A 23,784-nucleotide genomic window follows, 5' to 3' on the forward strand; every position below is an offset into this window, starting at 1 on the left:
TTCCTAACTCACGAGGAACATAAGGAGGCCGGGCGGGAACGGTCAAGAGGCGATACGAAGCCGTAACGGAGAGAGGAGAGGGAAGGAAAACCGAGCAGAGTGCCGCGACCGGCATGCTAATGTCGTCGTTTGTCGTAACAACATGCAGAATGGCCCGGAGTGTCCCATTAACCACATTAATGGTCAGGCGGCAACGCGTCAAACGGAGCTCGCCAAGGAGCAGGAGTACGTCACCGCGCTCTACGACCGGCTCGACGCCCTGCGCGAGCGCACCCAGCGGCAGCTGAAGGAAGTGCTGGCCACGGGTGCCGTCGGCACGATGCAGAACAGGTCGGAGCGCGACACCTTCGCCGAGATGTACGCCACCAGGCTGGCCCGGCTGTGGGCGGTCGAGCGCGGCCTGGTCTTCGGCCGGCTGGACCACCAGGAGGAGGGCCGGCTCTACATCGGCAAGCTCGGCCTCACCGACGACGACCAGCGGCGCCTGCTCATCGACTGGCGCGCCCCCGTCGCGCAGCCCTTCTACCGCGCCACCCCGGCCGCCCCCATGGGCGTCACCCGGCGCCGCCACCTGCAGACCAGGGGCCGCGCGGTGATCGGCGTCGACGACGACCTGCTCGACCTCGGCGCGCTCAGCGACGACGACCGCGCGACGCTCAACGGCGAGGCCGCGCTGCTGGCCGCGCTCGACGAGCGGCGCACCGGCCGCATGCGCGACATCGTCGCGACCATCCAGGCCGAGCAGGACCGGGTCATCCGCGGCGACCTGAACGGCGTCCTCGTCGTCCAGGGCGGCCCCGGCACCGGCAAGACCGTCGTGGCGCTGCACCGGGCCGCCTACCTGCTCTACACCCACCGTCAGCGGCTGGAGCGCCGCGGCGTGCTCATCCTCGGCCCCAACCTGACGTTCCTGCGCTACATCGAGCAGGTGCTGCCCTCGCTCGGCGAGACCGACGTGCTGCTGTCCACCGTCGGCGAGCTCTACCCCGGCGTGACCGCCACCGCCAGGGAGCGGCCCGAGGTGGCCGCGCTCAAGGGCGACCCGCGCATGGTCGAGGTCATAGCGAGGGCCGTGCGCGACCGGCAGAAGGTGCCGCGCAAGCCGGTCGAGATCGCCCTCGGCCGGATCACGCTCACCGTCGACCGGTCCATGCTGGACGCCGCCAGGAACAAGGCCGCCCGCTCGCGCCGGCCGCACAACCAGGCGCGGGCGGTGTTCGTCCGCTCGCTGCTGAACGCGCTCGCCCGCCAGCAGGCCCGCAAGATCGGCAAGGGGCTCATCGACGAGGACGAGCTGGCCGACCTGCGCGAGGAGCTGCGGACCGAGCCCGCGGTCAAGTCGGCGCTCAACCGGCTGTGGCCGTACCTGACGCCGCAGCGGCTGCTGCTCGGCCTCTACGGCTCGCCCGAGCGTCTCGGCTACGCCGCCGCGCACCTCACGCCCGCCGAGCGGGCGCTGCTGCGCCGCGAGGGCCCGGGGGCCGGCGAGTGGACCGAGTCGGACGTGCCGCTCCTCGACGAGGCCGCCGAGCTGCTCGGCGACATCGACGAGCAGGTGCTGCGCGCCACCGCGATGCAGGCCGAGGAGGAGCTGGCCGCGGCCCGCCGGGCCGAGGAGCACGAGCGCGAGGCGGAGCTCGCCTACGCCCGCGAGGTGCTGGAGCTGACCGGCCTGTCCGACGTCATGGAGGCCGAGCGCCTGGCCGAGCGCCAGCGCGGCGACGGCCCCTACCTCACGACCGCCGAGCGCGCCGCCGCCGACCGCACCTGGGCCTACGGGCACGTGATCGTGGACGAGGCGCAGGAGCTGTCGCCGATGGCCTGGCGGGCTCTCATGCGCCGCTGCCCCAGCCGGTCGATGACGATCGTCGGCGACATCGCGCAGACCGGCTCGGCCGCCGGGGCGCGGTCGTGGGGCGAGGTGCTCGACCCGTACGTGGCCGGGCGCTGGCGGCAGGAGCGGCTCACCGTCAACTACCGCACGCCGGTCGAGCTGATGGCCGTCGCCGCCGGCGTGCTCACCGCGATCGACCCGTCGCTGGAGGCGCCCACGTCGGTGCGCGAGAGCGGCGCCGAGCCGTGGGCCGCCCCGCTGGCGGCGCTGCCCGAGCTGGTCAAGGCCGAGGTCGGGGAGGGCGGCAAGGTCGCGGTCGTGGCGCCGGACGCGCTGCTCGACCGGCTCGGGAAGCAGGTCGCCGAGGCCGTGCCCGGCGCGGTCGTCGTCACGCCGGGCGCCGGCCGGGCCAGGGGGGCGGAGGCGCTGGACGCCCCCGTCGCGGTCATGGGGGTGGCGGACGCCAAGGGCCTGGAGTTCGACTCCGTCGTGGTGGCCGAGCCCGAGCTCATCGCGGCCCAGTCGCCACGGGGACTCAGCGACCTGTATGTTGCTCTCACACGGGCGACGCAGCGGCTCGGCGTCGTCCACGAGCGGCCGCTCCCCGCGGCCCTGCGCGGGCTCCCGGCCAGGCTGGGAGCACCCTCCGATGGGCTTTGATCGGCTTTACGGCGGCCGTCCCGCATGTCCCACCTGCGGAAACTTGATGTTCCCGCTGATCGGGACACGGTTGACATCTGAGGTGGAGTCGGTAGTTTGCTGCGCAGTCCAGCACGGGACTTGGCCGGTTGGCCGTCTCTGACATCGTCGGATCCTGCGTCCGTGACGGAGCGTGACTTCGTCCACACAGCCAGGTGCAGGGCCGTCGGTCCGTCGAGTCGGGGCACCCCAACCGGGCGGGGGGTTGGACCCGGGACGGGTCCGGGAGCCCAGTAGACAACGGAATTCCGCGCTCGCCGCCGACGAGACGGGTCCGGTCCGAAGGGTTTCCGGGCCCTCTTCCCGCTCCCGTGCGCCGGACCTGCGAGTGCGCCGGGTGGTCCCGTCGGCCGCGGGATCACCCTGCCGCCATCCGTCGCACATCCTCCAAATCCCCTCGCGTGGGCGCGCGCTGGCATGAGCGCGGCCGCGGGGCGGTAGCGTTTTCGCGAGCAAGCAGGTGTTCGACGGTGGCTGAGGAGACCCGGAGTGGTTCAGGAACGCACGAGCCCGCGGCCCCCGACGGGCCCCGACCCCGCCGCCCCCACGTCGCCGGGCCCTGACCCTGACTCCCCTTGGTCGCCGGCCGCCGAGCCGGAGGGCTCCTCGGCCCAGGGCGAGGAGGAGCAACCCGTGTCCGAGACCCCGGCCGGCGAGGGGAGCGGCGGCTCCGGTCCGCTCGCCGGGCACCCCGGGAAGGGCGGCTCCGGTCCGCTCGCCGTCGAACCGGGGGACTCCGGCCGCCGGGCCGGGCCGGGCCGGAAGCTGCGGAGCCGGGAGCCGCGGGGGCGTCTGGCGGCCCGGGTGGGCGCGGCCGTGGCCGGTGGGCTGGGGTTGTTCGCCGCGTTCCCGCCGCTCGGCTGGTGGCCGCTCGCGTCCCTCGGTCTCGCGCTCGTCGTCGCCTCCCTGTACGGCGCCCGCCCGAGGCGCGCGGCCTGGGTGGGCGCGCTCGCCGCCGCGGTGTTCCTGTTCCCGACCCTCGCCTGGGTGCGGACCATCGGCGACGACGTCTGGGTCATGCTGGTCGCCACCGAGACCGTCTTCTACGCCGTCATGTCCGCCCTGGCCGCCCTGGTGTTCCGGCTGCGCGCCTGGCCCTTGTGGTTCGCCGGCCTGTGGGTGGCGATGGAGTGGGCGCGCAGCCTGGTGCCGATCGGCGGTTTCCCGTGGGCGCGGGCGGCCTTCAGCCAGGGCGAGTCGCTGTTCACCGAGTACGCCGCCCTCGGCGGCGCGCCCCTGGTGTCGTTCGCCGTGGCCCTGTGCGGGGCCCTGCTGGCCCATGCCGTCCTGGTCCGGCCTCCGGCGGCCCGCCCGTGGCTGCGGGCGGCTCCGGCGTTCCTGGCGCTGGCGGTGCCCCTGCTGACGATGGCCGTGCCGCGCCCCGGCGACGAGGGCCGCTCCATCAACGTCGGCATCGTGCAGGGCAACGTCCCCGGCCGCGGCATGTACGTCCTGGGCGACGAGCCCGCCGTCGTGCTGCGCAACCACGCCGACGAGACCAAGCGCCTGGCCCAGGCCGTCCGCGAGGGCAAGCTGCCCAAGCCCGACATCGTCGTCCTGCCGGAGAACTCCACCGACATCGACCCCTACCGGGACGAGACCGCCCGCCAGATCATCCAGGACTCGGTGCGCGACGTCGGCGTGCCCACGCTCGTCGGGGCCGTGGTGGCCATCGGCGACGACCGCCGCGCCACCCGCAGCATCACCTGGGACCCGGCCACCGGCCCCGGCGCCTACTACGACAAGCAGAATCTGGTGCCGTTCGGCGAGTACACCCCGTTCAAGGACCTCGTGCTGGCCCTGTGGGAGCGGGCGAGCCTGGTGGGCCGCCAGTCGGTCCCCGGCGACCGGCCGGGCGACCTGAAGCTCGGCCCGGTGACGATCGGCGCGGTCAACTGCTACGAGGTGGCCTACGACGCCACCGTGCGCGACACGGTCCGGGCCGGCGGCACGCCGATCGTCGTGCAGACCAACAACGCCAGCTACGCCCTGTCCAACCTGCCGCCGCAGCAGCTCGCCATGTCGCAGCTGCGCGCGGTCGAGCACAACCGGGCCGTCGTGACCGCCGCGACCACCGGGATCTCCGCGTTCGTCACGCCTGACGGTAAGGTCTCCTGGCAGACCCGCGAGCTGGTCGCGGACATGAACGTGGTGAAGGTGCCCGTACGCACCGGCGAGACGATCGCCACCAAGGTGGGCGCCTGGCCGGAGTGGGCGTTGATGGCGATGGGAGTCGCGGCGGCCGGGGTCGCCGCATGGCGGGGCAGGCGGCGAGCCGATGGGTGAGGGGCGACCGGACATGGAGACGCTCGGCAGGGTGCTCGTCGTCGTCCCGACCTACAACGAGCGCGACAACCTGCCCTCCATCGTCGAGCGCGTCCGGGCGGCCGTGCCCGAGGCGCACGTGCTCGTGGCCGACGACGACAGCCCCGACGGCACCGGCGAGGTCGCCGACGGGCTGGCCGCCGCCGACGAGCAGGTGCACGTCCTGCACCGGCCGGGCAAGCAGGGGCTCGGCGCGGCCTACATCGCCGGTTTCCGCTGGGGCCTGGAGCGCGGCTACGACGTGCTGGTGGAGATGGACGCCGACGGCTCGCACCAGCCGGAGGAGCTGCCGAGGCTGCTGGCCGCGCTGGGGGAGGGGGCGGACCTGGCGATCGGGTCGCGTTACGTCCCCGGCGGCCGGGTCGTCAACTGGCCGCAGCGGCGCGAGCTGCTGTCCAAGGGCGCCAACGTCTACACCCGCGTCATGCTGGGCCTGCCGGTGCGCGACGCGACCGCCGGCTTCCGCGCCTACCGCGCCGCCACCCTGGAGAAGGTCGGGCTGTCGGGCGTGGAGTCGCAGGGCTACTGCTTCCAGGTCGACCTCACCCTGCGCACCGCCCGCCACGGGCTGCGGGTGGTGGAGGTGCCGATCACGTTCGTGGAGCGCACGGCGGGGCAGAGCAAGATGAGCGGAAAGATCATGTCCGAGGCGCTGTGGCGGATCGGCCTGTGGGGCGTGACCGGCCTGCCGGGACGCCTGCGGCGGCGCGGCCAGTAACGCGTCCCCCGGCCAGGAACGTCCCGGGCCCGCCGGACGTTGTTCCTCACGTACGCGGTCCTGGCGTGCGCGTGCGGAATCGGAGATACGAACGATGCGGCTGCTGCTCCTCCTGAGCTTCCTGATCGTCCCCGTGCTGGAGATCTGGCTGCTCTTCCAGGTCGGGTCCGCGATCGGCGGGCCCGCGACCGTGGCCCTGCTCGTCGCCGGCGCCCTGCTCGGCTCCTGGATCATCCGCCGCGAGGGGCGGCGGGCCTGGCGGGCGCTGCAGGAGTCGCTGCGGTCGGGCCGGATGCCGGAGCGTGAGCTGGCCGACAGCGGCCTCGTGCTGACGGGCGGCGCGCTGCTGCTGATGCCGGGCTTCCTCACCGACCTCGCCGGTCTCGCCTTCGTGCTGCCGGTGACGCGGCCGGTGATGCGCCGCCTCGGGGTGTGGTTCTTCGAGCGGCGGATCAAGCGCCTGGCCGAGGCCTCCCCGTACGCCGGCATGTTCCCGCCGGGGCCGGGCGGGCCGGCGCCGCACGGCGGCCGGGTGGTCACCGGCGAGGTGATCAAAGAGGACGCCGGCGATCAGGGCCACAGCGACCAGGGAGAGCCGCGAGGCGCGCTGGGACGCCCGCCGAGGGCCTGAGCGCACGAAGAAACCCCCGGGCCGGAAGGGCCCGGGGGTTTCACCGTGAGAGGATGTCAGGCGCTCTTGCGGCGCTGGGCCCGCAGGACCGCCAGCCGCTCGTTGAGCACCTCCTCAAGATCCTCGATGGACCGCCGTTCCAGGAGCATGTCCCAGTGTGTCCTCGGGGGCTTGGTCTTCTTCGACTCCGGCTGCTCGCCGTCCACCCGCACCGCGGTCACGCCGCACATGCGGCACTCCCACGTCGAGGGGATCTCGGCCTCGGCGGCAAGCGGAACATCGAAGCGATGGCCCTTCGGACAGGTGTAGGACACCTCCTGGCGCGGTGCCAGATCCGTGTTACGGTCGTTCTCGTAGCTGGTTGCCCCGAGCCGGGTGCCACGAAGCGCGCGCTCGCCCATGTCTCAATGCCTCCTACAGGGCCCCCATGCGTGGGGGGACTGTCTCCCACGGTGTCTAACGCTTGGTACCGTGATGGGATTCCCACCCTCGGGGAGATCCAATCGCGCTGAAGGGCTCGGGTTCTTCAGACGGCCGCGGGGACGGCCGCGCGCCGCCTCATGACGGCCAGCGCGAGCGCCGGCCACAGGGCGCCGGCCAGGATGAGCACGCCGTGCGCGATCCGCAGCGAGTACGGCCCGAAGAACTGCGGGATGAACAGCGCGAACCCGAGCGCCAGCGGCACCGCGCTCCACCGGGGCAGCGCGGCCGAGCGCCACACCGCGACCGCCGCCAGCGCCGTGCCCACGCCGAGCAGCACGAGCCCCGCGGCGAACATGGTCACCGCGACCGGCCCGTAGCGGAACTCCTCGGCCAGCTCCATCAGCGCGGGCGTCCCGTCGCGCAGGGAGCGCCGGGCGATCACGTTGAGCCCGAAGTCCTCGGCCCCGTAGTACGGCAGCGTCAGGCCCGCGCCGACCCACGTCACCACCGCCGCGCGCAGCGACAGCCGGTCGCCGAGCACCTGGTGCAGGCCGAGCAGCGCGAGCGCGAGCAGGACGAAGCCGGCCATGGCCGCCGCGTGCCCGGCGACCCAGCCGGCGGAGGCCATCGCGGCGGCGTCGTCCGTGGCGGGGCGCAGCAGCGGGTAGAGCAGGAACAGCACGCCGGTCCCTGCGAAGGCGGCGGAGGTGAGACGGACGGGCATGCGGCGCTCCTTGATCGATGCAACGCTCTCTGGCGAGAGCAATGCTCTCTCAGAGCGACGGTATACGTCAAGAGCACTGCTCTCGATTGTGGGCGCCGTACAGAAACGCTCGCCGGTCAGATCCGGGCCGGCACCTCGTTCCCCGCCGCGCGGATCGCCTTGGGCAGGTTCGTCAGCGCCAGCAGCACGAAGCCGACCACGAAGAAGATCACCATCGACACGATGGCGATGCGGTAGCTGTTGGTGAGCTGAAGCGCGACGGTGACCGTCAGCGAGCCGATGAACGCCGATCCCTTGTCGCTGATCTGCAGCAGGCTGAAGTACTCGGCCTCCCGTCCCTTCGGGATGACCTGCGAGAACAGCGAGCGCGACAGCGCCTGCGTGCCGCCCAGCACGATCGCGATCGCGAACGCCATCAGGTAGAACTGCAGCGCCTCGCCCTCGCGGACGAACACCGCCGTCGCCACGATCGCCGTCCACAGCACCAGGCTCGCCAGCACCGTCCGCTTGGTGCCGATGCGCCGTGCCAGCGCTCCCAGCGCCAGCGCCCCGAAGAACGCCACGAACTGCACCATCAGGATCGCGGTGATCTGCACGGTCTTGTCCAGCTTCAGCGCCTCGGAGGCGAAGGCCGCGCTGTTGCCGATCACGGTCTGCACGCCGTCGTTGTAGACCAGGTACGCCACCAGGAACAGCAGCGTCAGCGGGTAGCGGCGCAGCTCGGACAGGGTCCGGCCGAGCTGGCGGAAGCTGCCGCCGACCGAGCGCAGCGCCGTCGTCTCGTGCGCGGGCACCGGCCGGTTGCGCAGCCGCAGCAGCGGCACGATGGTGAACGTCGCCCACCACAGCCCCGCCGAGGCCATGCAGATCCGCACCGACTCGCCCTCGGTCAGCCCCAGGCTCTCGTGCTGCAGGTACAGCACCAGGTTGAGCGCCAGCAGCAGCCCGCCGCCCAGATAGCCGATGGCCCACCCGCGCGAGGACACCCCGTCGCGCTCCTCCGGGGTGGAGATCTGCGGCAGGAACGAGTCGTAGACCACGATCGAGCAGCCGTAGGCCAGGTTGGCCAGCACGAACAGCACGCCGCCCAGCATGTAGCGGTCGCCGTCGACGAAGAACAGGCCCATCGCGGCCAGCGCGCCGACGTAGGCGAACCCGCCGAGCAGCTCCCGCTTGCGGCCGGTGTGGTCGGCGAGGGCGCCCGCGATCGGCAGCAGCACGATCTGCAGGAACACCGCGACCGTCGTGATCAGGCCGAAGAAGGCGGCCGGCCGGATGTCGGCGCCGAGGACGTCCACGTAGCCGAGGCCGGGGTTGGCCGCGATCAGGGTGTCGAAGTCGGCCGAGCACCGCTCGGCCGGCACGCCGGGGAAGTCCTGGGCGCAGGCCGCGCTCCGCGCCACCGGGATCAGGTAGGGGCCGAGGAAGACCGAGATGACCGTGGTGTAGAAGGCGGAGTTCGCCCAGTCGTAGAAGTACCAGCCGCGCTGCTCGCGCCGGCGCGCTGCGGGGGATTCGTCCAGTTCCGCGGGGGGTGCGGGTACGGGCATGATGTCGTGTCGCTCCTAGAGGGCCGGACCACTGGCCGGGGGTCGGGAGGGTTGCCGGGCGCGGCTAGGCCGCGAGGCTGCCCGGATGCCACTGGCCGCGCCGCGTGAGCACCTCGCGCAGTCCGGTGACGTTGTCGGTCATGATGCCGTCCACGCCGAGGTCGAGCAGCTGCTCCATGCGGGCGGGGTCGTTGACGGTCCACACGTGCACCTGCATGCCGATGGCGTGCGCGGTGCGGATCAGGCGGCTCGTGGTGACGCGCAGCCCGCGGAAGCCTATGGGCACCTGGGCGCAGGGGACGCCCGCGCGCGACAGGCGGGTCAGCAGCCGGCCGTAGCCCGAGGTCGCGGCGGCGGCGCGCAGGGCGGCCACGCCGCGCGGCCCGAGCGCGGAGCACACGTCGCGGCCCAGCGCCGCCTTGGCCAGCACCAGGCGCTCGTCGGAGAAGGAGGTCAGGCAGACGCGGTCGTAGGCGTTGGTGCGCCGCACCGCCTCGGCCAGCGGGGCGATCGCGGCCGCCTCCTTGACGTCGATGTTGAAGCGCGCCTCCGGCCAGGTACCGAGCAGGTCCTCCAGCAGGGGGATCTCGTGGACGCCCGCGATGCGGGCCCGCCTGACCGCCCGGTAGGGCAGCTCGGAGATGCGCCCCCGCTGGTCGGTGACGCGGTCCAGCGTGTGGTCGTGGAAGGCCAGCAGCACGCCGTCGGCCGTCGCGTGCGCGTCGGTCTCGAGGTAGGTGTAACCGAGCCCGACCGCCCGCTCGAAGGCGGCCACGGAGTTCTCGGCGCCCTCCGCCGCGCCGCCCCGGTGGGCGAAGGCGAGCGGGCCGGGATGGTCGAGGAAGGCGTATCGACGGCTCAGCACGTCCAGAAGTATGCCCTTTCGGGATGAACGCTGAGGTTACGAATCGGCGAGATTCTGCCACTCCTGGCGGCGGGCCTCCGACAGCGCGATCGCGGCGGCCACCGCCACGTTGAACGAGCCCACCCGTCCCACCTGGGGGATGTAGCAGGCGCCGTCGACGGCGTCGAGCAGGGCGGGGGAGCAGCCGTGGTCCTCGCTGCCGACCACCAGGCACACGTCCCGGTCGAGGTTCGCCCGGTGCAGCGGCGCCGCCTCGGCGGTCAGCTCGATGGCCAGCACGGTGTAGCCGGCCTCCCTGGCGGCCTTGACGGCCTCGGTGGCGGGCACCGGCTCGTGCCAGGTGACCAGGCGCTCGGTGCCGAGCGCGGTCTTGCCCGCCTTGGGGTTGGTGGGCGGGGTGGCGTTGCCGGCCAGCCAGAGCTCGTCGACGCCGAACGCGGCCGCGCTGCGGAAGATGGAGCCGACGTTGAACGGGCCGGTGACCGACTCCAGGATCAGCCCCAGCCGGTTGCCGGTGTTCCTGCGCCAGGTGCGGTTGAGCCGCTTGACGTCGGTGGGGCGCAGCTGCCTTCTCATCGGGTCACCTTCAGTATGCGGTAGGCGGCCCGGCTGGCCTCGCGGGAGGCGTGCCAGCCCTGCTCGCCGAGCCAGCGCTGCAGGGAGTCCGAGCCGAGGTGTTTCTGGACGACCAGGTAGGCCACGCCGTCGGGCGTCAGCCGGGTGAGCCACCTGGTGAGCATGTCGTGCAGGGCCTGCTTGCCGATGCGGATGGCGGGGTTGGACCAGATCGCCCGGAAGCGGACGTCGTCCGGCACCTCGTCCACATGCACCGACCTTACTTTGTCAAGGCGCGCGGCCCGGGCGTTACGGCCGGTCAGCTCGACGCTGCGGCGGTTGACGTCCACGGCCCACACGGTGGCCCGGGGCGCGCGGGAGGCCAGGGTCAGCGCGATCGGCCCGTAGCCGCAGCCCAGGTCGAGCAGGTCGCCCTCCTGGGGCGGCGGCGGGACGCTCTCCAGCAGCACCCGCGTGCCCACGTCGACCCGCTCCGGGGAGAAGACGCCGCTGTCGGTCTCCAGCCGCAGGTGCAGGTCGGGCAGGACGAGGTCGACCGTGCCCGGCCGGCCGGCGGCGGTCGGCCGCTCGGAGAAGTAGTGGGCCACGTGGTGAAACGTTACGGGATGCGGGTACCGAACATGACCGCCGCGCCCGCCACCAGCAGCCCGGCCAGGATCGCGGCCACGATGAACCATTGGGTGATCTCCTGGTTGACCAGCTTGTAGCCGAGCGAGGTGCCGATCTGCTCGTAGACGTCGCGCAGTTCGGCGCCGGACTCGGCGGTGTAGGCGCGGCCGGAGGTGCCGTCGGACAGCGACTGGAGGGTCTGCTTGTTGACGGGGACGTTCACCGGGCGGCCGTCGATGTCGACGGTGCCCTCCTGGGTGCCGTACGCGATGGTGGAGACCGGCACGTGGGCCTGCTGGGCGGCCTCGATGGCCTCGTTGACCGAGCGGCCCGAGGTGTTGTCGCCGTCGGAGAGCAGGACGATGGCGGCGGGCGGCGGGTCGGTGGCGGCCTGCTGGTCGAAGGAGCGCAGCGAGTCGAGGGCGTTGAAGACGGCCTCGCCGATGGCGGTGCCCGGCCGGGTGGTGAGGGTGCCGATGCCGGTGACGACGGCCTGGTGGTCGGTGGTGGGAGAGATGACGACGTTGGCCGAGCGGGCGAAGGAGACGACGCCGACGTTGAAGCGGTCGGGCAGCTCGCGGGCGAAGTTCTGGGCGGCGGCCTTGGCGGCGGCGATGCGGGTGGGCTGGACGTCGTCGGCGTCCATGGACAGCGACACGTCGAGGGCGATCATGATGGTGGCGCGGTCGCGGGGGACGCGGACCTGGTCGGCGGGTTTGGCGGCGCCGATGACCAGCAGGGACATCATGACGAGGAAGAGCGCGGGGGCGACGTGGCGGCGCCAGCCGGGGCCGGCGGGGGCGACGAGGTCGAGCAGGGCGAGGTTGGTGAAGCGCACGGTGTAGCGGCGGCGGGCGAACATGGCCGCGACGTAGCCGGCCACCAGCAGCGCCACGAGGACGAACAGCCACAGCCAGGCGGGGGCGAGGAACGTCATGTCACCTTCCCGTGGGCCCGGCGAGCCACGTGGCTCATGCGCCGCTGGCGCAGGACGAACTGCGCGACGTCGAAGACCCAGTCGCGGTCGGTGCGCAGCACGAGGTGGGCGATGCCGGCCCGGCGCAGTGCCCGGCGGGTGCCCTCGCGCTGCAACTCCGCGGCTTCCGCGTAGGCTTGGCGGACTTTGGGCGTCAGGTGCACTTCGCGTACTTTCCCGGTCTCGGGGTCGGTGAACGCGACCCGGCCGACGTCGGGCAGTTCGAGCTCGCGGGGGTCGATGACCTCGACGGCGAGGACCTGGTGGCGGGCGGCGAGCCGTCTGACGGGGCGCTCCCAGGGGCGTTCGGCGTCGGGGTCGAGCTCGGGGCGGGCGTCGAGGAAGTCGGAGACGATCAGCCGCATGCCGCGCCGGCGGCGCGTCGCGGCCAGCACCTCGATGCCCTCGGCGAGGTCGGGCGGGTCGGGCACGGCCGCGCCGCGCGGGGCGTCCATGAGGGAGTGCAGGAGGCCGTAGAGCGCGGGGCGGCCGGTGCGGGCGGGCATGCGGTGGATGAACTCGTCGTGCATGACGAGCGCGCCGAACCGGTCGCCGAGGCGGCTGGACAGGAACCCGATCGCGCCGACGGCGGAGATCATCAGGTCGCGCTTGTCGGTGCCGGCGGTGCCGAAGTCCATGCTGGGGGACAGGTCGGCGAGCGCCCAGGTCTCCAGCTCGCGGTCGGCGATGAGGTCGCGCACGTGGGGGACGGTGGTGCGGGCGGTGACGTTCCAGTCCATGCGGCGCACGTCGTCCTCGCCGGGGACGTAGACGCGGCTGTCGCCCGCCTCGCTGCCGGCGCCGGGCAGCAGGCCCTGGTGGGCGCCGTGGAGCAGCCCGTCGAGCCGCCGGGTGACGGTGAGCTCCAGCCTGCGCAGCGCCTGCTCGGCGGTCGAGGCGCTCAACGGTTCTGGTTCCAGACGACGAGGGGCGGGGGGACGGCGTGCAGGATCTGCTTGACGACCTGTTCGGGGTCCACGCCGTCGGCCAGGGCGTCGAAGGTGAGCATGAGACGGTGGGCCATGACGTCCACGGCGACGTCGCGCACGTCGTCGGGCAGCAGGTAGTCGCGCCCGCGCAGCAGGGCCATGGCGCGGCCGGCGGCCACCAGGCCGAGGGTGGCGCGGGGGCTGACGCCGATCTCGATGGTGTCGGCGAGGTCGGCCAGGCCGTACTCGGCGGGGGAGCGGGTGGACATGACCAGGCGCACCACGTAGTCGGCGACGAGCTGGTGGACCGAGACCTCCTCGGCGGCCTGCTGGAGGGCGAGGAGCCGGTCGGGTTCGAGCACCCGCTCGGGGACGGGCGGGGTGACGCTCATCCGCTGCAGGATCTCCAGCTCCTCGTGCGCGGTGGGGTGGGGGACGCGGACCCGGAAGAGGAACCGGTCGCGCTGCACCTCGGGCAGCGGGTAGACGCCCTCGGACTCGATCGGGTTCTGGGTGGCGAGCACGATGAACGGCCTGGGCAGCGGGTGGGTGACGCCGGCCAGCGTGACCTGCCGCTCGGCCATGACCTCCAGCAGGGCGGACTGGACCTTGGCGGGGGCGCGGTTGATCTCGTCGGCGAGCAGGAAGTTGACGAACACGGGGCCGAGCTCGACGTCGAACTTCTCGTTCGACGGGTGGAAGACGCGGGTGCCGATGATGTCGCTCGGCACGAGGTCGGGGGTGAACTGGATCCGGGCGAACGTGCCGCCCACGACGGTGGCGAGGGTGGAGGCGGCGAGGGTCTTGGCGACGCCCGGCACCCCTTCCAGGAGGCAGTGACCGCGCGCGAGCAGGGCCACGATGAGTCTCTCGACCATGTGCTCCTGTCCGACGATGACCCGCCGGACCTCGTCGAGGCTCTGACGCAGCAGGGCCGCGTCGGATCCGCCTGGCAACTCTTCGGCGACGCTCATGACGCCATTCCACCAAACGCGCCGCAAACGTGCACGACGCCACGTCTGTGCTTTCATGGCAAACGTGGCAAGTCCGCTGCAGTACGGCGATCCGCCCCGGCTGGGGCCGTTCGTGGTGCAGGCGCGCCTGCACCAGGCGCCGGCCGGTTTCGTCTACCTCGGCCAGGCGTCCGACGGGCGCGCGGTGTCGCTGGCCGTGCTGACACGAGGCGCCGCGTTCGACGCCGCCGCGCGCGAGCGGTTCATCACCGCGATCAGGGGCGCCGGGGCCGAGCGGGCGGGCCGGCGTCCCTGGTTCGGCTGGGCGGGGCGGCAGCGGACGGCCGTGCTGGACGGGGCGCCCGAGGTGCTGGACAGCGAGCTGAGCAGCGCGCCGTGGGTGGCGGTGCCGTACGTGCCGGGGCGGCCGGGCGCGGAGTGGTTCCTGCAGCCGGTGATGGTGGGCGGGACGCTCATCGGGCAGGCGCACGGGCCGGACTTCGTGCCGCACTGGCTGACCGACCGCGCGCCCGCGCTGCCGGGGCCGGTGACGCGGCGCCGCCCGCTGACCGAGACGCGGCGGCGGGTGCTGATGGCGGCGCTGGCGCTGGCGCTGCTGCTGGCCCTGGTGACGGCGATGCTGCTGCTCCTGGTGCTCGGGCGCAGCGACAGCGAGCCGCAGCCGCGGCAGCTGCCGCCGACGGTGTTCGTGCCGACGCCGCCGCCCGTGCCGGAGACCACCGAGCCGCGGCCCTCGCCGTCGCTGTCGCCGTCGCCGTCGCAGAGCGGGCCGCTCACGCCGGGCAGGTCGCCGGGCGACGACAACGGCGATGGGTCCCCGCTCTGAGGCGTCTAAAGACGTTGACCCTCACGTGACGTGAGGTTCTAGCGTCCTCGTCATGGAGTTCATCGTGCACGACACCCTGACGACGATGGCCGCCCTGCTGCGGCGGCCCCTGGACGAGCGGCCGGCCGCGGTGGCCGACATGCTCACGCCGATGCGCGCGGCGATCCCGATGCCGGGCGACATCGTGGACATCCACCACCAGGCGGGCGGCTTCCGCGTCGACGCCGACGACCCGCGCTACCTGCCCGCCGTCGAGCGGATGATCGAGGCCGACGTGCTCGGCCAGGTGCGGCGGGAGCTGGAGCGCGCCTCCGAGCGGCTGAGCGGCGCCGTGCAGGCCGAGTCGCTGCAGGTCATGCTCGTGCTCGGCGACCCGGAGAACGAGAACCTGATGGGGCGCTCCGGCGGCTACTACGGCATGGGCGGCTCGCCCGGCTGGCTGTTCCTGCTGGCCTGGCCGGATGAGGACGTGATCGGGCGGATCGCGCACTGCGCGGTGCACGAGTTCCACCACAACGTGCGCTTCATGAACGTGGAGTGGAACCCGGTGACGGTGACCGTGGGGGAGCACGTGGTCGCGGAGGGGCTGGCCGAGGCGTTCGTACGGGAGCTGTCCGGGCCGGAGGCGATGGGGCCCTGGTCGAAGAAGGTGACGGGGGAGGAGTTCGACCGGGCGTACGAGCTGATCATGAAGGACTTCGACCTGCAGGGGATGCGGCACACGCCGGCGTACGTGCTGGGCGACGGCGCGATGCGCGATTTCGGCGGGGAGCCGCGCGGCGTTCCCGACATGGCCGGCTACGCGGTGGGGCTGCGGCTGGTGGACCGCGCGCTGGAGGCCACGGGGCTGACGGCCACGGAGGCGACCCTGCTCCCGGCCGCCGAGCTGATGCGGCGCGGCGGCGTGCGCTGACGGGCGTTTCCCGGGGCCCTTCGCACATGGGCGAAAGAATGTCGAGCTGAATTCGCCGAGGGGGGAATGCGCTTTTAGAGAAATGCGCCGCAAGCGAAAACTCGCCGTTGTTCGGAAAGGCCGGGACTAGCGTTTTCCGCAGCGATCAATCGCACCAGGAAGGCGACTCCCGTGACGGAGACCAAGCATGCGGCCTGGCCGGACCAGCTCGGCCGGCGGCTTCTCAAGGAGCGCATCGTCGTTCTCGGCCAGGAGGTCGACATCCAGGCCGATTCCGACCGCGACCGGTGGTTCACCGCGCAGGAAACCCTGGAGCACGGTTTCGTGGACCGCGTCGCCGAAGGGATGAACTGAAGATGAGCGGGCGTTACGTGTTGCCGTCGTTCACCGAGCGCACCTCCTACGGCGTCAAGGAGCTCGACCCGTACAACAAGCTGTTCGAGGACCGGGTGATCTTCCTCGGGGCGCCGATCGACGACACCGTGGCCAACGACGTGATGGCGCAGCTGCTGACGCTGGAGTCGATCGACCCCGACCAGGACATCAGCCTCTACATCAACTCGCCCGGCGGGTCGTTCACGGCGATGTCCGCGATCTACGACACGATGCAGTACGTCCGGCCGGAGATCCACACCGTCTGCATCGGCGAGGCGGCCTCGGCGGCGGCCGTGCTGCTCGCGGCCGGCTCGCCGGGCAGGCGGGCCGCGCTGCCACACGCGCGGGTGCTGCTGCACGAGCCGCACACCGAGGGCGGGCGCGGTCAGGGCAGCGACCTGGAGATCCACGCCAGGGAGATCCTGCGGATGCGCGACCAGCAGGAGGAAATCCTGGCCCGGCACACGGGGCGGTCGCCGCTGGAGATCCGCAAGGACATCGAGCGCGACCGGATCTTCACGGCCGAGCAGGCGCGGACCTACGGGCTGGTGGACGACATCCACGCCTCCAGGAAGCGGGTCCTCGCCCCCACCCGCTGATCTCCGGTCACCCCCAAGGCGGCGCGCCCCCATGGCGCGCCGCCTTCGTCGTTTCCGGAGCCCTCCGCAAGGGGGATAGCGTCATTTCTTTACTTGCGTTCGGGGGATTCCGTCAGTCAGCATGGTTCCCATGCAAGATGACGTCGAAGTCGATGAGCTGGACCGTGCCATAGCCGCCGCGCTCCAGCTCAACGGCCGGGCCCCCTGGAGCCTGGTCGCGCGGCTCGTGGGCGCGAGCGAGTCCACCGTCGTGCGCCGCGCCGCCGCCCTCGGCGAGCGCGGCCTCCTGCGCGTCATCGGCGTCGTCGACGTGCTGCGCTGCGGCCTCGGCGTGCCGGTGCTCAGCCGCTTCCGCTGCCGCCCCGGCACCACGTACGACGTGGCGGCGGCGATCGCGGCCCGCCCCGAGGCCAGGTTCGTGGCCGTCGTGTCGGGCAGTGCCGACTGCGTGGCCGAGTTCGTGGTGCCCACGCACGCCGCCATCGGCAGGGTGATGATCGCCGACGTGCCCGGGGGCGGCGACCGGGTCAGCGAGAGCGAGACGCACGCCGTCATGCGCACGTTCGTCTCCAACCACGACTGGAACCCGGGCGTCCTGGACGAGGCGGCCACCGCCGAGCTGCGCGACGCGGCCGAGCCGCCGTTCGAGGACTTCGTCGGCGAGGGCCCGCCGGACCGCCTGGACGAGCTGGAGCAGGCCATCGTCCAGGCGCTCGGCGAGGACGGCCGCCTGCCGTACAAGACGCTGGCCAAGATCGCCGGCAGCAGCGAGTCCACCGTCAAGCGGCGCGTGGAGTCCCTGGTGCGCCGCGGCTGCCTGCGCTTCCGCACCCTCACCGAGCCCGAGGTGCTCGGCTACGCGCTGGAGTTCATGCTCTGGCTGGAGGTCGAGCCCGGCCTGCTGGAACGCGCCGGCCGGCAGCTCGCCGCCCACCCCGGCACCCGCTACCTGTCGGCCACCACCGGTCGCTTCAACCTGGCGGCGCAGGTCGCGCTGCGCCACTACGGCGCGCTGTTCCGCTACCTCACCGACGACGTCGGCTCCCTGCCCGGCCTGCGCGCCGCCGACGTCACCCTCCAGCTCACCACGCTCAAACGCGCCTGGACCCCCACGCCGGCCGCACGATCAACGGAGAACCCCGCATGACCGCAACCCCCGACGCCCCGACTCCCGACGCCCCGACCCCTAACGTCTCGCAGCCCTGGCAGTGGGACGAGCAGACCTGGCGCGGCCACGTCGCGCGGGTGCGCGCCGGACGCAGCCTGCGCCCCGGCTCGTGGCCGGGCGGCGCCCGCGCCGCCGTGGCCCTGTCCTTCGACTCCGACCACGAGACCATCCCGTTGCGCGACGGCGAGACCCGGCCGGGCAAGCTCTCCCAGGGCGAGTACGGCGCCCGCGTCGGCGCCCCGCGCGTGCTGCGCCTGCTGGAGCGGCACGGCATCCCGGCCTCGTTCTTCATGCCGGCCGTCTCGGCGCTGCTGCACCCCGGCGAGGTGCGCGACTACGTCGCCGCCGGCCACGAGGTCGCCATGCACGGCTGGATCCACGAGCGCAACATGCTGCTCAGCCCCGCCGACGAGCGCGAGCTGGCGTTCCGCGCCGCCGACACCCTGGAGAAGCTGTCGGGCACCCGCCCGGCCGGCATCCGCACCCCGTCCTGGGACTTCTCCGACCACACCCTGGCCATCACCCGCGAGCTCGGCCTGAGCTACGACTCCTCGCTGATGGCCGACGACGAGCCGTACGAGCTGCTGGCCGACGGCGAGCCCACCGGCGTCGTCGAGATTCCCGTGGAGTGGATCAGGGACGACGCCCCCTACCTGATGATGGACCGCTACGCGGCGCTGCGGCCGTACACGCCGCCGCGCCAGGTGGCCGGGATCTGGCGCGATGAGTTCGACGCGGCCTACGCCGAGGGCGGGCTGTTCCAGCTCACCCTGCACCCCCACATCATCGGCCACCGCTCGCGCATGGCGGCGCTGGCCGAGCTGCTCGACCACATCGCCGCCCACCAGGGCGTCTGGTACGCCACCCACGCCCAGGTCGCCGAGCACGTCTGGAAGCACGCCCGATGAGCACCACCGCCACCGCCGCCCCGGCCACCCGGCTCAGCCCCGCGCAGCGCAAGGCCATCGTGGCCGGCGCCATCGGCAACACCGTCGAATGGGTGGACTGGGCGATCTACACCACGTTCGCGTCGGTGTTCTCCGCGAAGTTCTTCCCCACCGGTGACGCGACCGCCGCGCTGCTGTCCACGCTGGCCGTCTTCGCCGTCGGCTTCCTCATGCGGCCGATCGGCGGGGCCATCCTCGGCGCGTACGGCGACCGTCACGGCCGCAAGAAGGGCCTGACGCTGACGATCTCGCTCATGGCGGGCGCCTCGTTCGTCATCGCGATCTGCCCCGGCTACGACACCATCGGCGTCCTCGCCCCGATCGTGCTGGTCCTGGCCCGGCTGGTGCAGGGCTTCTCGGCCGGCGGCGAGTTCGGCACCTCCTCGGCGTTCCTGATCGAGTCGGCCGCGCGCGGCCGGCGCGCCTTCGCCGGGTCCTGGCAGCAGGTGTCCGTCGGCGGCGGCGTGCTCATCGCCTCCGCGCTCGGCTTCGTGCTCACCTCCACCCTCGACGAGGCGGCGCTGCACAGCTGGGGCTGGCGGGTCGCCTTCGGCCTCGGCGGGCTGCTCGGCCTGGTCGGGCTCTGGCTGCGGGTCTCGGTCCCGGAGACGGAGGCGTTCGCCAAGGCCGCCTCCTCCGGCCGTACCCGCGCCAACCCGCTGGTGACGATGCTGCGCGAGCACCCGCGCGCCGCGCTGCGCGTGGCCGGGGTGACCATCGCCGGGACGCTGATCTACTACGTCTGGGTCAGCTACATGCCGACCTACGCCCACGTCGCCACCGGCATCCCGCTCAGCCGGGCGCTGCTCGCCAACACCATCGCGGTGGTGATCTTCCTGGTGCTGCTGCCGTTCGGCGGGCTGCTGTCGGACCGGATCGGGCGCAAGCCCACGATGCTCGCCTTCGCGGTCGGGTTCCTGGCGCTGGCCTGGCCGGCGTTCCAGTTCCTCGACGGCGGGTTCGGCTCGCTGCTCGCCATCGAGATCGTCGGCATGGTGCTCATCGTCGGCTACTCCGCGAACTGCGCGGTGATCATGGCCGAGCAGTTCCCGGCCGAGGTGCGCACGACCGGGATCGGGCTGCCGTACGCGCTGTCCGTGGCGATCTTCGGCGGCACCGCCCCCTACGTCACGACCTGGCTGGCCTCCAACGGCCACCGCGACCAGGTCTGGCTGTACGTGGCCGCCGCCGCGCTGGTCGGCGTCGCCGTCTACGCCACGATGCCGGAGACCAAGGGCAAGGAGCTGACGTGAGCGAGCACATCCTGGTGACCGGGGCGGGCGGCGGCATCGGGGCCGCGATCTGCGAGCTGTACGCCGGGCAGGCCCGCGTGACCGCCGCCGACCTGCGCCCCGAGCCGCTGGCCGAGCTGGCCCGGCGCACCGGGGCCGCGGTGCTCACCGCCGACCTGGCCGACGCCGAGGCCGCCGAGGCGCTGGTCGCGCGGGCCTGGGAGGCGTACGGGCCGGTCGACGTCGTGGTCAACGCGGCCGGCATCTACCCGGCGACGCCGTTCCTGGAGATGACCGCCGCGCAGTGGGACCGCGTGCAGCACGTCAACGTGCGCGCCCCCATGCTGATCACGGCGGCGTTCGGCCGGGCCTGCGCGGCGAGCGGCCGCGGCGGGTCGGTGGTCAACATCGCCTCCGGGGCCGCGTTGCGCGCCCGCCCCGGCGCGGCGCACTACTGCACCTCCAAGGCGGCGCTGGAGATGCTGACCAAGGCAGCCGCCGTTGAGCTCGGCCCGCTCGGCGTGCGCGTCAACGCCGTCAGCCCCGGCTTCGTCACGGTGGACAGCGCCGCCAACCCGGTCACCGAGGAGTACGCCGCCGCCGTCTCGGCCAACCCCCTCGGCCGGCGCGGCCTGCCGCCCGACGTGGCGCGGGCGGTGCGCTGGCTGGCCGGGCCGGAGGCGGAATGGGTGACCGGCGCGGTGCTGCGCGTCGACGGAGGGGCCTCGGCGGGCACGACCGCCCTGCCCCTGCACTGGACGGGAACGAGCGAGGTACAACAGCCATGACCTACACCGTTGTGGGCGGCGGCGCCATCGGCGGCACCATCGCCTTCCACCTGGCGAGGGGCGGCCACCGGGTGCGGCTCGTGGACGCCGACGCCGCGCACGTGGCCGCCGTCCGCGAGCGCGGCCTGGTGCTGCGCAGGGCCGGCGGCGACGAGCGGGCCGAGGTCGACGCCGCCACCCCCGATGAGACGTCAGGGCCGCTGACGAAGGTGCTGCTGTGCGTCAAGGCCCAGGCCACGGCGACCGCCGCCGCCTGGATCGCGCCCCGCCTGGCCCCCGGCGGCTACGTCGTCTCGGTCCAGAACGGCCTCAACGAGCCGCTCATCGCCGGGCACGTCGGGCGGGAGCGGGTGATCGGCGCGTTCGTCAACCTGTTCGCCGACGTGGTCGAGCCGGGCGTGATCCGCGACGGCGGGCCGGGGGCGTTCGTCATCGGCGAGCTGGACGGCTCGGCGAGCCCCCGCGTCGACCACCTGGTGGCCGACCTCGCGCCGCTCGGCGCCAAGGCGACCGGCAACGTCCTCGGCCACCTGTGGTCCAAGCTCGGCTTCGGCGCCATGCTGACCGCGACCGCCCTCGCCGACGCCCCCATGGCCGACCTCATCGACCGGCACCGGCCGCTGATGCACGCGCTGGTGGCCGAGGTGTTCGCCGTGGCCGGGCGGCTGAGGCTGCGGCTGGAGCCGTTCGACGCGTTCGAGCCCGCCGCCTATCTTCCCGAGGCCCCCGAGCGGGTACGTGAAGAGGCGACGGACCGTCTGACGGCATGGCTGCGCACGCAGCCGAAGGACCGCAGCGGCATCTGGCGCGACATCGCCGTCCGCCACCGTCCCGTCGAGGTTCACGACCACTACCGTGCCGTCCTGGCCGAGGCAGAGGCCGGGCAGGTGGACACGCCGCTGCTGCGCGGCGTGCTCGCCCGCCTGGCCGACGTCGAGGCCGGACGCGCGCCGATGGGCGAGGAGCACCTCGCCGCGCTGGAGGGCGCCTGATGACCACGCAGAACGAGGCGGCGAACGAGGAGAGCGACAAGGAGGGCGTCGCGGTGAAGCTGCGCGACTGGATCGGCGGGCATCGCGAGGACCTGCTCGCCGACCTGGCGGCGTACGTGTCGCTGGAGACGCCCAGCAACGACAAGGCGCTGCTGGACGCGGGCCTGCGCTGGCTCGACGGCTGGCTGGAGGAGCGGCTCGGGCCGCCGTCGGCCACCCACAGGGTGGACGGCGGCGCGAGCGGCGGGGCCGGGGGGCGCGGCGAGCCCGCCGTGTACGGCGACGCCCGCGTCAACGACTACCCCGGCCACGGGGACGCGCCGGTGCTGCTGCTGGCCCACTACGACACGGTCTGGCCCGCGGGGACGCTGGCGGGCTGGCCGTTCACCGTGGACGGCGACCTCGCCACCGGCCCCGGCGCGTTCGACATGAAGGCCGGCCTGGTCCAGCTCGTGTGGGCGCTGCGCGCGCTGGACGCCGCCGGGCTGCCGCGCCCGCCGGTGCGGCTGCTGCTCAACGGCGACGAGGAGATCGGCAGCCCGCTGTCGCGCCCGCTCATCGAGGAGTCCGCCAAGGGCGCCGCCGCGGTGCTCGTCTTCGAGGCGAGCGCGGACGGCGCGCTGAAGACCGCGCGCAAGGGCGTCGGCATCTTCCACCTGTCCATCACGGGCGTCGAGGCGCACGCCGGGCTCGAACCGGCCAAGGGCGCGAGCGCCATCGACGAGCTGGCCAGGGTCGTGCGCCACCTGCACGACCTCGCCGACCCCGACGCCGGCACCACGCTCAACGTGGGCGTCGTCTCGGGCGGCACCGGCTCCAACGTGGTCGCCGGGGCGGCCCACGCGGAGGTGGACGTACGGGTGGCCAGCCAGGCCGAGGCCGCCCGGATCGGGGCGGCGCTCGCCGCGCTGCGGCCCCACGACGAGCGGGCCTCGTTCGAGCTGCGGGGCGGCTGGAACCGGCCGGTGATGGAGCGCGGCCCCGGCACCGCGCGGCTGTTCGGCCTGGCCCGCGAGGTGGCCGGCGGGATGGGGATCGAGCTGCTGGAGTGCGCGGTGGGCGGGGCCAGCGACGGCAACTTCGCCGCCGCGCTCGGCGTGCCCGTGCTGGACGGCCTCGGCGCGGTGGGCGACGGGGCGCACGCCCGGCACGAGCACGTGAGCGTCGGCGGAATGCTGGAACGGTCCGCGCTGACCGCGGGCCTGCTCCACGCCCTGGCCGCCGGCTGATCCCGGAGGGGCCCGGCCGGGCCCCTCCGTCACCAGCCGAAGGGGCACTTGTACACTCTTGGGGTTTCTCGGGGGAAATCGGGGGAGTGGCGCGTGCCGCTGGAGCAGATCCTGGTGCTGCTGGCCGCGGCGGCCGCCGCCGGCTGGGTCGACGCCGTCGTGGGCGGGGGCGGGCTCGTGCAGCTGCCCGCCATCATGATCACGGGGCTGCCGCCCGTGGAGGCGATGGCGACCAACAAGCTGTCGTCGGTGTTCGGCACCGCCTCGGCGGCCGTGGCCTACGCCCGCTCGACCAAGGTCGACCGGCAGGTGGCGCTGCCCGGAGCCGGGCTGGCGGTGCTGAGCGCGGGACTCGGCGCCTGGGCCGCCGCCGCGATCTCCACCGAGGTGCTGCGCCCGGCCGTGATGGTGGTGCTGCTCGGCGTGGCCGCGTTCGTGACGCTGCGGCCCTCGCTCGGCGCCCTGCCGCAGCCGCAGCTGCGGACCGACCGCCGGGTCGTGGCCGCCGTAGCGGTGGCCGGCGTGGGCATCGCCTTCTACGACGGGATCATGGGGCCGGGCACGGGAACGTTCCTCATCATCGCCTTCACCACCATCCTCGGGCTGGACTTCGTCTCCGCGTCGGCCTCCGCGAAGATCATCAACGTGGGGACGAACATCGGCGCGCTGCTCGTCTTCGGCCTGCAGGGGCACGTGCAGTGGGCGCTCGGGCTCGGCATGGCGGTGTGCAACGTCGCCGGCGCCCAGCTGGGCGCGCGGATGGCGATCAGGCGCGGCGCGGCCTTCGTCCGGGTCGTGCTGCTGTGCGTGGTCGTCGCCATGGTGGCCAGGCTCGGCTGGCAGCAGTTCGCCGGCTGACCCTTTTCCTCCTGAACACGGCAA

Annotated in this window: 24 protein-coding genes; 15 read left to right on the top strand and 9 right to left on the bottom strand. The window is 73.2% G+C overall.

Features of this window, described 5'->3' with window-relative positions; translation table 11 throughout:
• The first annotated feature begins 142 nt into the window (after window positions 1-142).
• From ABD292_RS07380 to ABD292_RS07395, 4 genes are all read left to right on the top strand, one after another.
• A complete protein-coding gene (locus ABD292_RS07380) occupies window positions 143-2,494 on the top strand; it encodes a HelD family protein (RefSeq protein ID WP_344206242.1) in 2,352 nt (783 codons plus the stop codon).
• 672 nt (window positions 2,495-3,166) lie between these two features.
• A complete protein-coding gene (gene lnt / locus ABD292_RS07385; protein WP_344206244.1) occupies window positions 3,167-4,819 on the top strand; it encodes an apolipoprotein N-acyltransferase in 1,653 nt (550 codons plus the stop codon).
• Window positions 4,812-5,576, top strand: coding sequence for a polyprenol monophosphomannose synthase (locus tag ABD292_RS07390; protein ID WP_371251888.1), 765 nt, complete (start codon window positions 4,812-4,814; stop codon window positions 5,574-5,576). Before lnt ends, ABD292_RS07390 begins: the two co-directional genes overlap by 8 nt.
• A 94-nt stretch (window positions 5,577-5,670) precedes the next feature.
• The gene (locus ABD292_RS07395; RefSeq protein ID WP_344206245.1) at window positions 5,671-6,207 is read left to right on the top strand and encodes an FxsA family protein; all 537 of its coding nucleotides are present in this window, start codon (window positions 5,671-5,673) and stop codon (window positions 6,205-6,207) included.
• Between the two features lie 56 nt (window positions 6,208-6,263).
• Here ABD292_RS07395 and ABD292_RS07400 read toward each other — a convergent pair whose 3' ends face one another.
• The 9 genes from ABD292_RS07400 to ABD292_RS07440 all read right to left on the bottom strand — a co-directional run bounded on the left by ABD292_RS07400 (window position 6,264) and on the right by ABD292_RS07440 (window position 13,833).
• Window positions 6,264-6,608, bottom strand: a complete 345-nt coding sequence (locus tag ABD292_RS07400; protein WP_091084968.1) for an RNA polymerase-binding protein RbpA — start codon at window positions 6,606-6,608, stop codon at window positions 6,264-6,266.
• Between the two features lie 125 nt (window positions 6,609-6,733).
• Window positions 6,734-7,354 carry a hypothetical protein gene (locus tag ABD292_RS07405; RefSeq protein WP_344206246.1) on the bottom strand — a complete coding sequence of 207 codons (621 nt, stop codon included), beginning with the start codon at window positions 7,352-7,354 and terminating at the stop codon, window positions 6,734-6,736.
• A gap of 116 nt (window positions 7,355-7,470) precedes the next feature.
• Window positions 7,471-8,904, bottom strand: a complete 1,434-nt coding sequence (locus ABD292_RS07410; RefSeq protein ID WP_344206247.1) for an MFS transporter — start codon at window positions 8,902-8,904, stop codon at window positions 7,471-7,473.
• Between the two features lie 64 nt (window positions 8,905-8,968).
• Window positions 8,969-9,766 carry a glycerophosphodiester phosphodiesterase family protein gene (locus ABD292_RS07415; protein WP_344206446.1) on the bottom strand — a complete coding sequence of 266 codons (798 nt, stop codon included), beginning with the start codon at window positions 9,764-9,766 and terminating at the stop codon, window positions 8,969-8,971.
• Between the two features lie 39 nt (window positions 9,767-9,805).
• Entirely contained in the window at window positions 9,806-10,345 is a 540-nt protein-coding gene (locus ABD292_RS07420) for a TrmH family RNA methyltransferase (protein WP_344206248.1), read from the bottom strand.
• Window positions 10,342-10,932, bottom strand: a complete 591-nt coding sequence (locus ABD292_RS07425; RefSeq protein WP_344206249.1) for a class I SAM-dependent methyltransferase — start codon at window positions 10,930-10,932, stop codon at window positions 10,342-10,344. The genes ABD292_RS07420 and ABD292_RS07425 overlap by 4 nt, the downstream gene beginning before the upstream one ends.
• Before the next feature lie 11 nt (window positions 10,933-10,943).
• Window positions 10,944-11,891: a VWA domain-containing protein gene (locus ABD292_RS07430; protein WP_344206251.1), complete on the bottom strand. Its 948-nt coding sequence runs from the start codon at window positions 11,889-11,891 to the stop codon at window positions 10,944-10,946.
• Window positions 11,888-12,835, bottom strand: a complete 948-nt coding sequence (locus tag ABD292_RS07435) for a DUF58 domain-containing protein (protein ID WP_344206252.1) — start codon at window positions 12,833-12,835, stop codon at window positions 11,888-11,890. The genes ABD292_RS07430 and ABD292_RS07435 overlap by 4 nt, the downstream gene beginning before the upstream one ends.
• Window positions 12,832-13,833 (bottom strand): AAA family ATPase, encoded by a 1,002-nt coding sequence (locus ABD292_RS07440; protein ID WP_344206254.1) that lies wholly within the window; start codon window positions 13,831-13,833, stop codon window positions 12,832-12,834. Before ABD292_RS07440 ends, ABD292_RS07435 begins: the two co-directional genes overlap by 4 nt.
• A 55-nt stretch (window positions 13,834-13,888) precedes the next feature.
• Between ABD292_RS07440 and ABD292_RS07445 the strand changes: the two genes are divergently transcribed.
• The 11 genes from ABD292_RS07445 (at window position 13,889) to ABD292_RS07495 (ending at window position 23,760) form a co-directional block, all read left to right on the top strand.
• A complete protein-coding gene (locus tag ABD292_RS07445) occupies window positions 13,889-14,659 on the top strand; it encodes a hypothetical protein (RefSeq protein ID WP_344206255.1) in 771 nt (256 codons plus the stop codon).
• Window positions 14,660-14,711: 52 nt separating this feature from the next.
• The gene (locus ABD292_RS07450; protein WP_344206256.1) at window positions 14,712-15,572 is read left to right on the top strand and encodes a DUF2268 domain-containing putative Zn-dependent protease; all 861 of its coding nucleotides are present in this window, start codon (window positions 14,712-14,714) and stop codon (window positions 15,570-15,572) included.
• 171 nt (window positions 15,573-15,743) lie between these two features.
• Window positions 15,744-15,926: an ATP-dependent Clp protease proteolytic subunit gene (locus tag ABD292_RS07455; RefSeq protein WP_344206258.1), complete on the top strand. Its 183-nt coding sequence runs from the start codon at window positions 15,744-15,746 to the stop codon at window positions 15,924-15,926.
• Window positions 15,927-15,928: 2 nt separating this feature from the next.
• Entirely contained in the window at window positions 15,929-16,546 is a 618-nt protein-coding gene (locus tag ABD292_RS07460) for an ATP-dependent Clp protease proteolytic subunit (protein WP_344206260.1), read from the top strand.
• Between the two features lie 130 nt (window positions 16,547-16,676).
• A complete protein-coding gene (locus tag ABD292_RS07465) occupies window positions 16,677-17,693 on the top strand; it encodes an Lrp/AsnC family transcriptional regulator (protein WP_344206262.1) in 1,017 nt (338 codons plus the stop codon).
• Entirely contained in the window at window positions 17,690-18,622 is a 933-nt protein-coding gene (locus ABD292_RS07470; RefSeq protein ID WP_344206264.1) for a polysaccharide deacetylase family protein, read from the top strand. Before ABD292_RS07465 ends, ABD292_RS07470 begins: the two co-directional genes overlap by 4 nt.
• Entirely contained in the window at window positions 18,619-19,914 is a 1,296-nt protein-coding gene (locus ABD292_RS07475; RefSeq protein ID WP_344206265.1) for an MFS transporter, read from the top strand. The genes ABD292_RS07470 and ABD292_RS07475 overlap by 4 nt, the downstream gene beginning before the upstream one ends.
• Window positions 19,911-20,681, top strand: coding sequence for an SDR family NAD(P)-dependent oxidoreductase (locus ABD292_RS07480; protein WP_344206267.1), 771 nt, complete (start codon window positions 19,911-19,913; stop codon window positions 20,679-20,681). The genes ABD292_RS07475 and ABD292_RS07480 overlap by 4 nt, the downstream gene beginning before the upstream one ends.
• On the top strand, window positions 20,678-21,673 hold the full coding sequence (locus ABD292_RS07485; RefSeq protein WP_344206269.1) for a ketopantoate reductase family protein: 996 nt from the start codon (window positions 20,678-20,680) through the stop codon (window positions 21,671-21,673). The genes ABD292_RS07480 and ABD292_RS07485 overlap by 4 nt, the downstream gene beginning before the upstream one ends.
• The gene (locus ABD292_RS07490; protein ID WP_344206270.1) at window positions 21,673-22,902 is read left to right on the top strand and encodes a M20 family metallopeptidase; all 1,230 of its coding nucleotides are present in this window, start codon (window positions 21,673-21,675) and stop codon (window positions 22,900-22,902) included. Before ABD292_RS07485 ends, ABD292_RS07490 begins: the two co-directional genes overlap by 1 nt.
• A 93-nt stretch (window positions 22,903-22,995) precedes the next feature.
• Window positions 22,996-23,760, top strand: a complete 765-nt coding sequence (locus ABD292_RS07495) for a sulfite exporter TauE/SafE family protein (protein WP_344206272.1) — start codon at window positions 22,996-22,998, stop codon at window positions 23,758-23,760.
• The last annotated feature ends 24 nt before the right edge of the window (window positions 23,761-23,784 follow it).

The sequence above is a fragment of the Nonomuraea bangladeshensis genome, assembly GCF_039529455.1.
In the GTDB taxonomy this organism is placed as follows: Bacteria; Actinomycetota; Actinomycetes; order Streptosporangiales; family Streptosporangiaceae; genus Nonomuraea; species Nonomuraea bangladeshensis.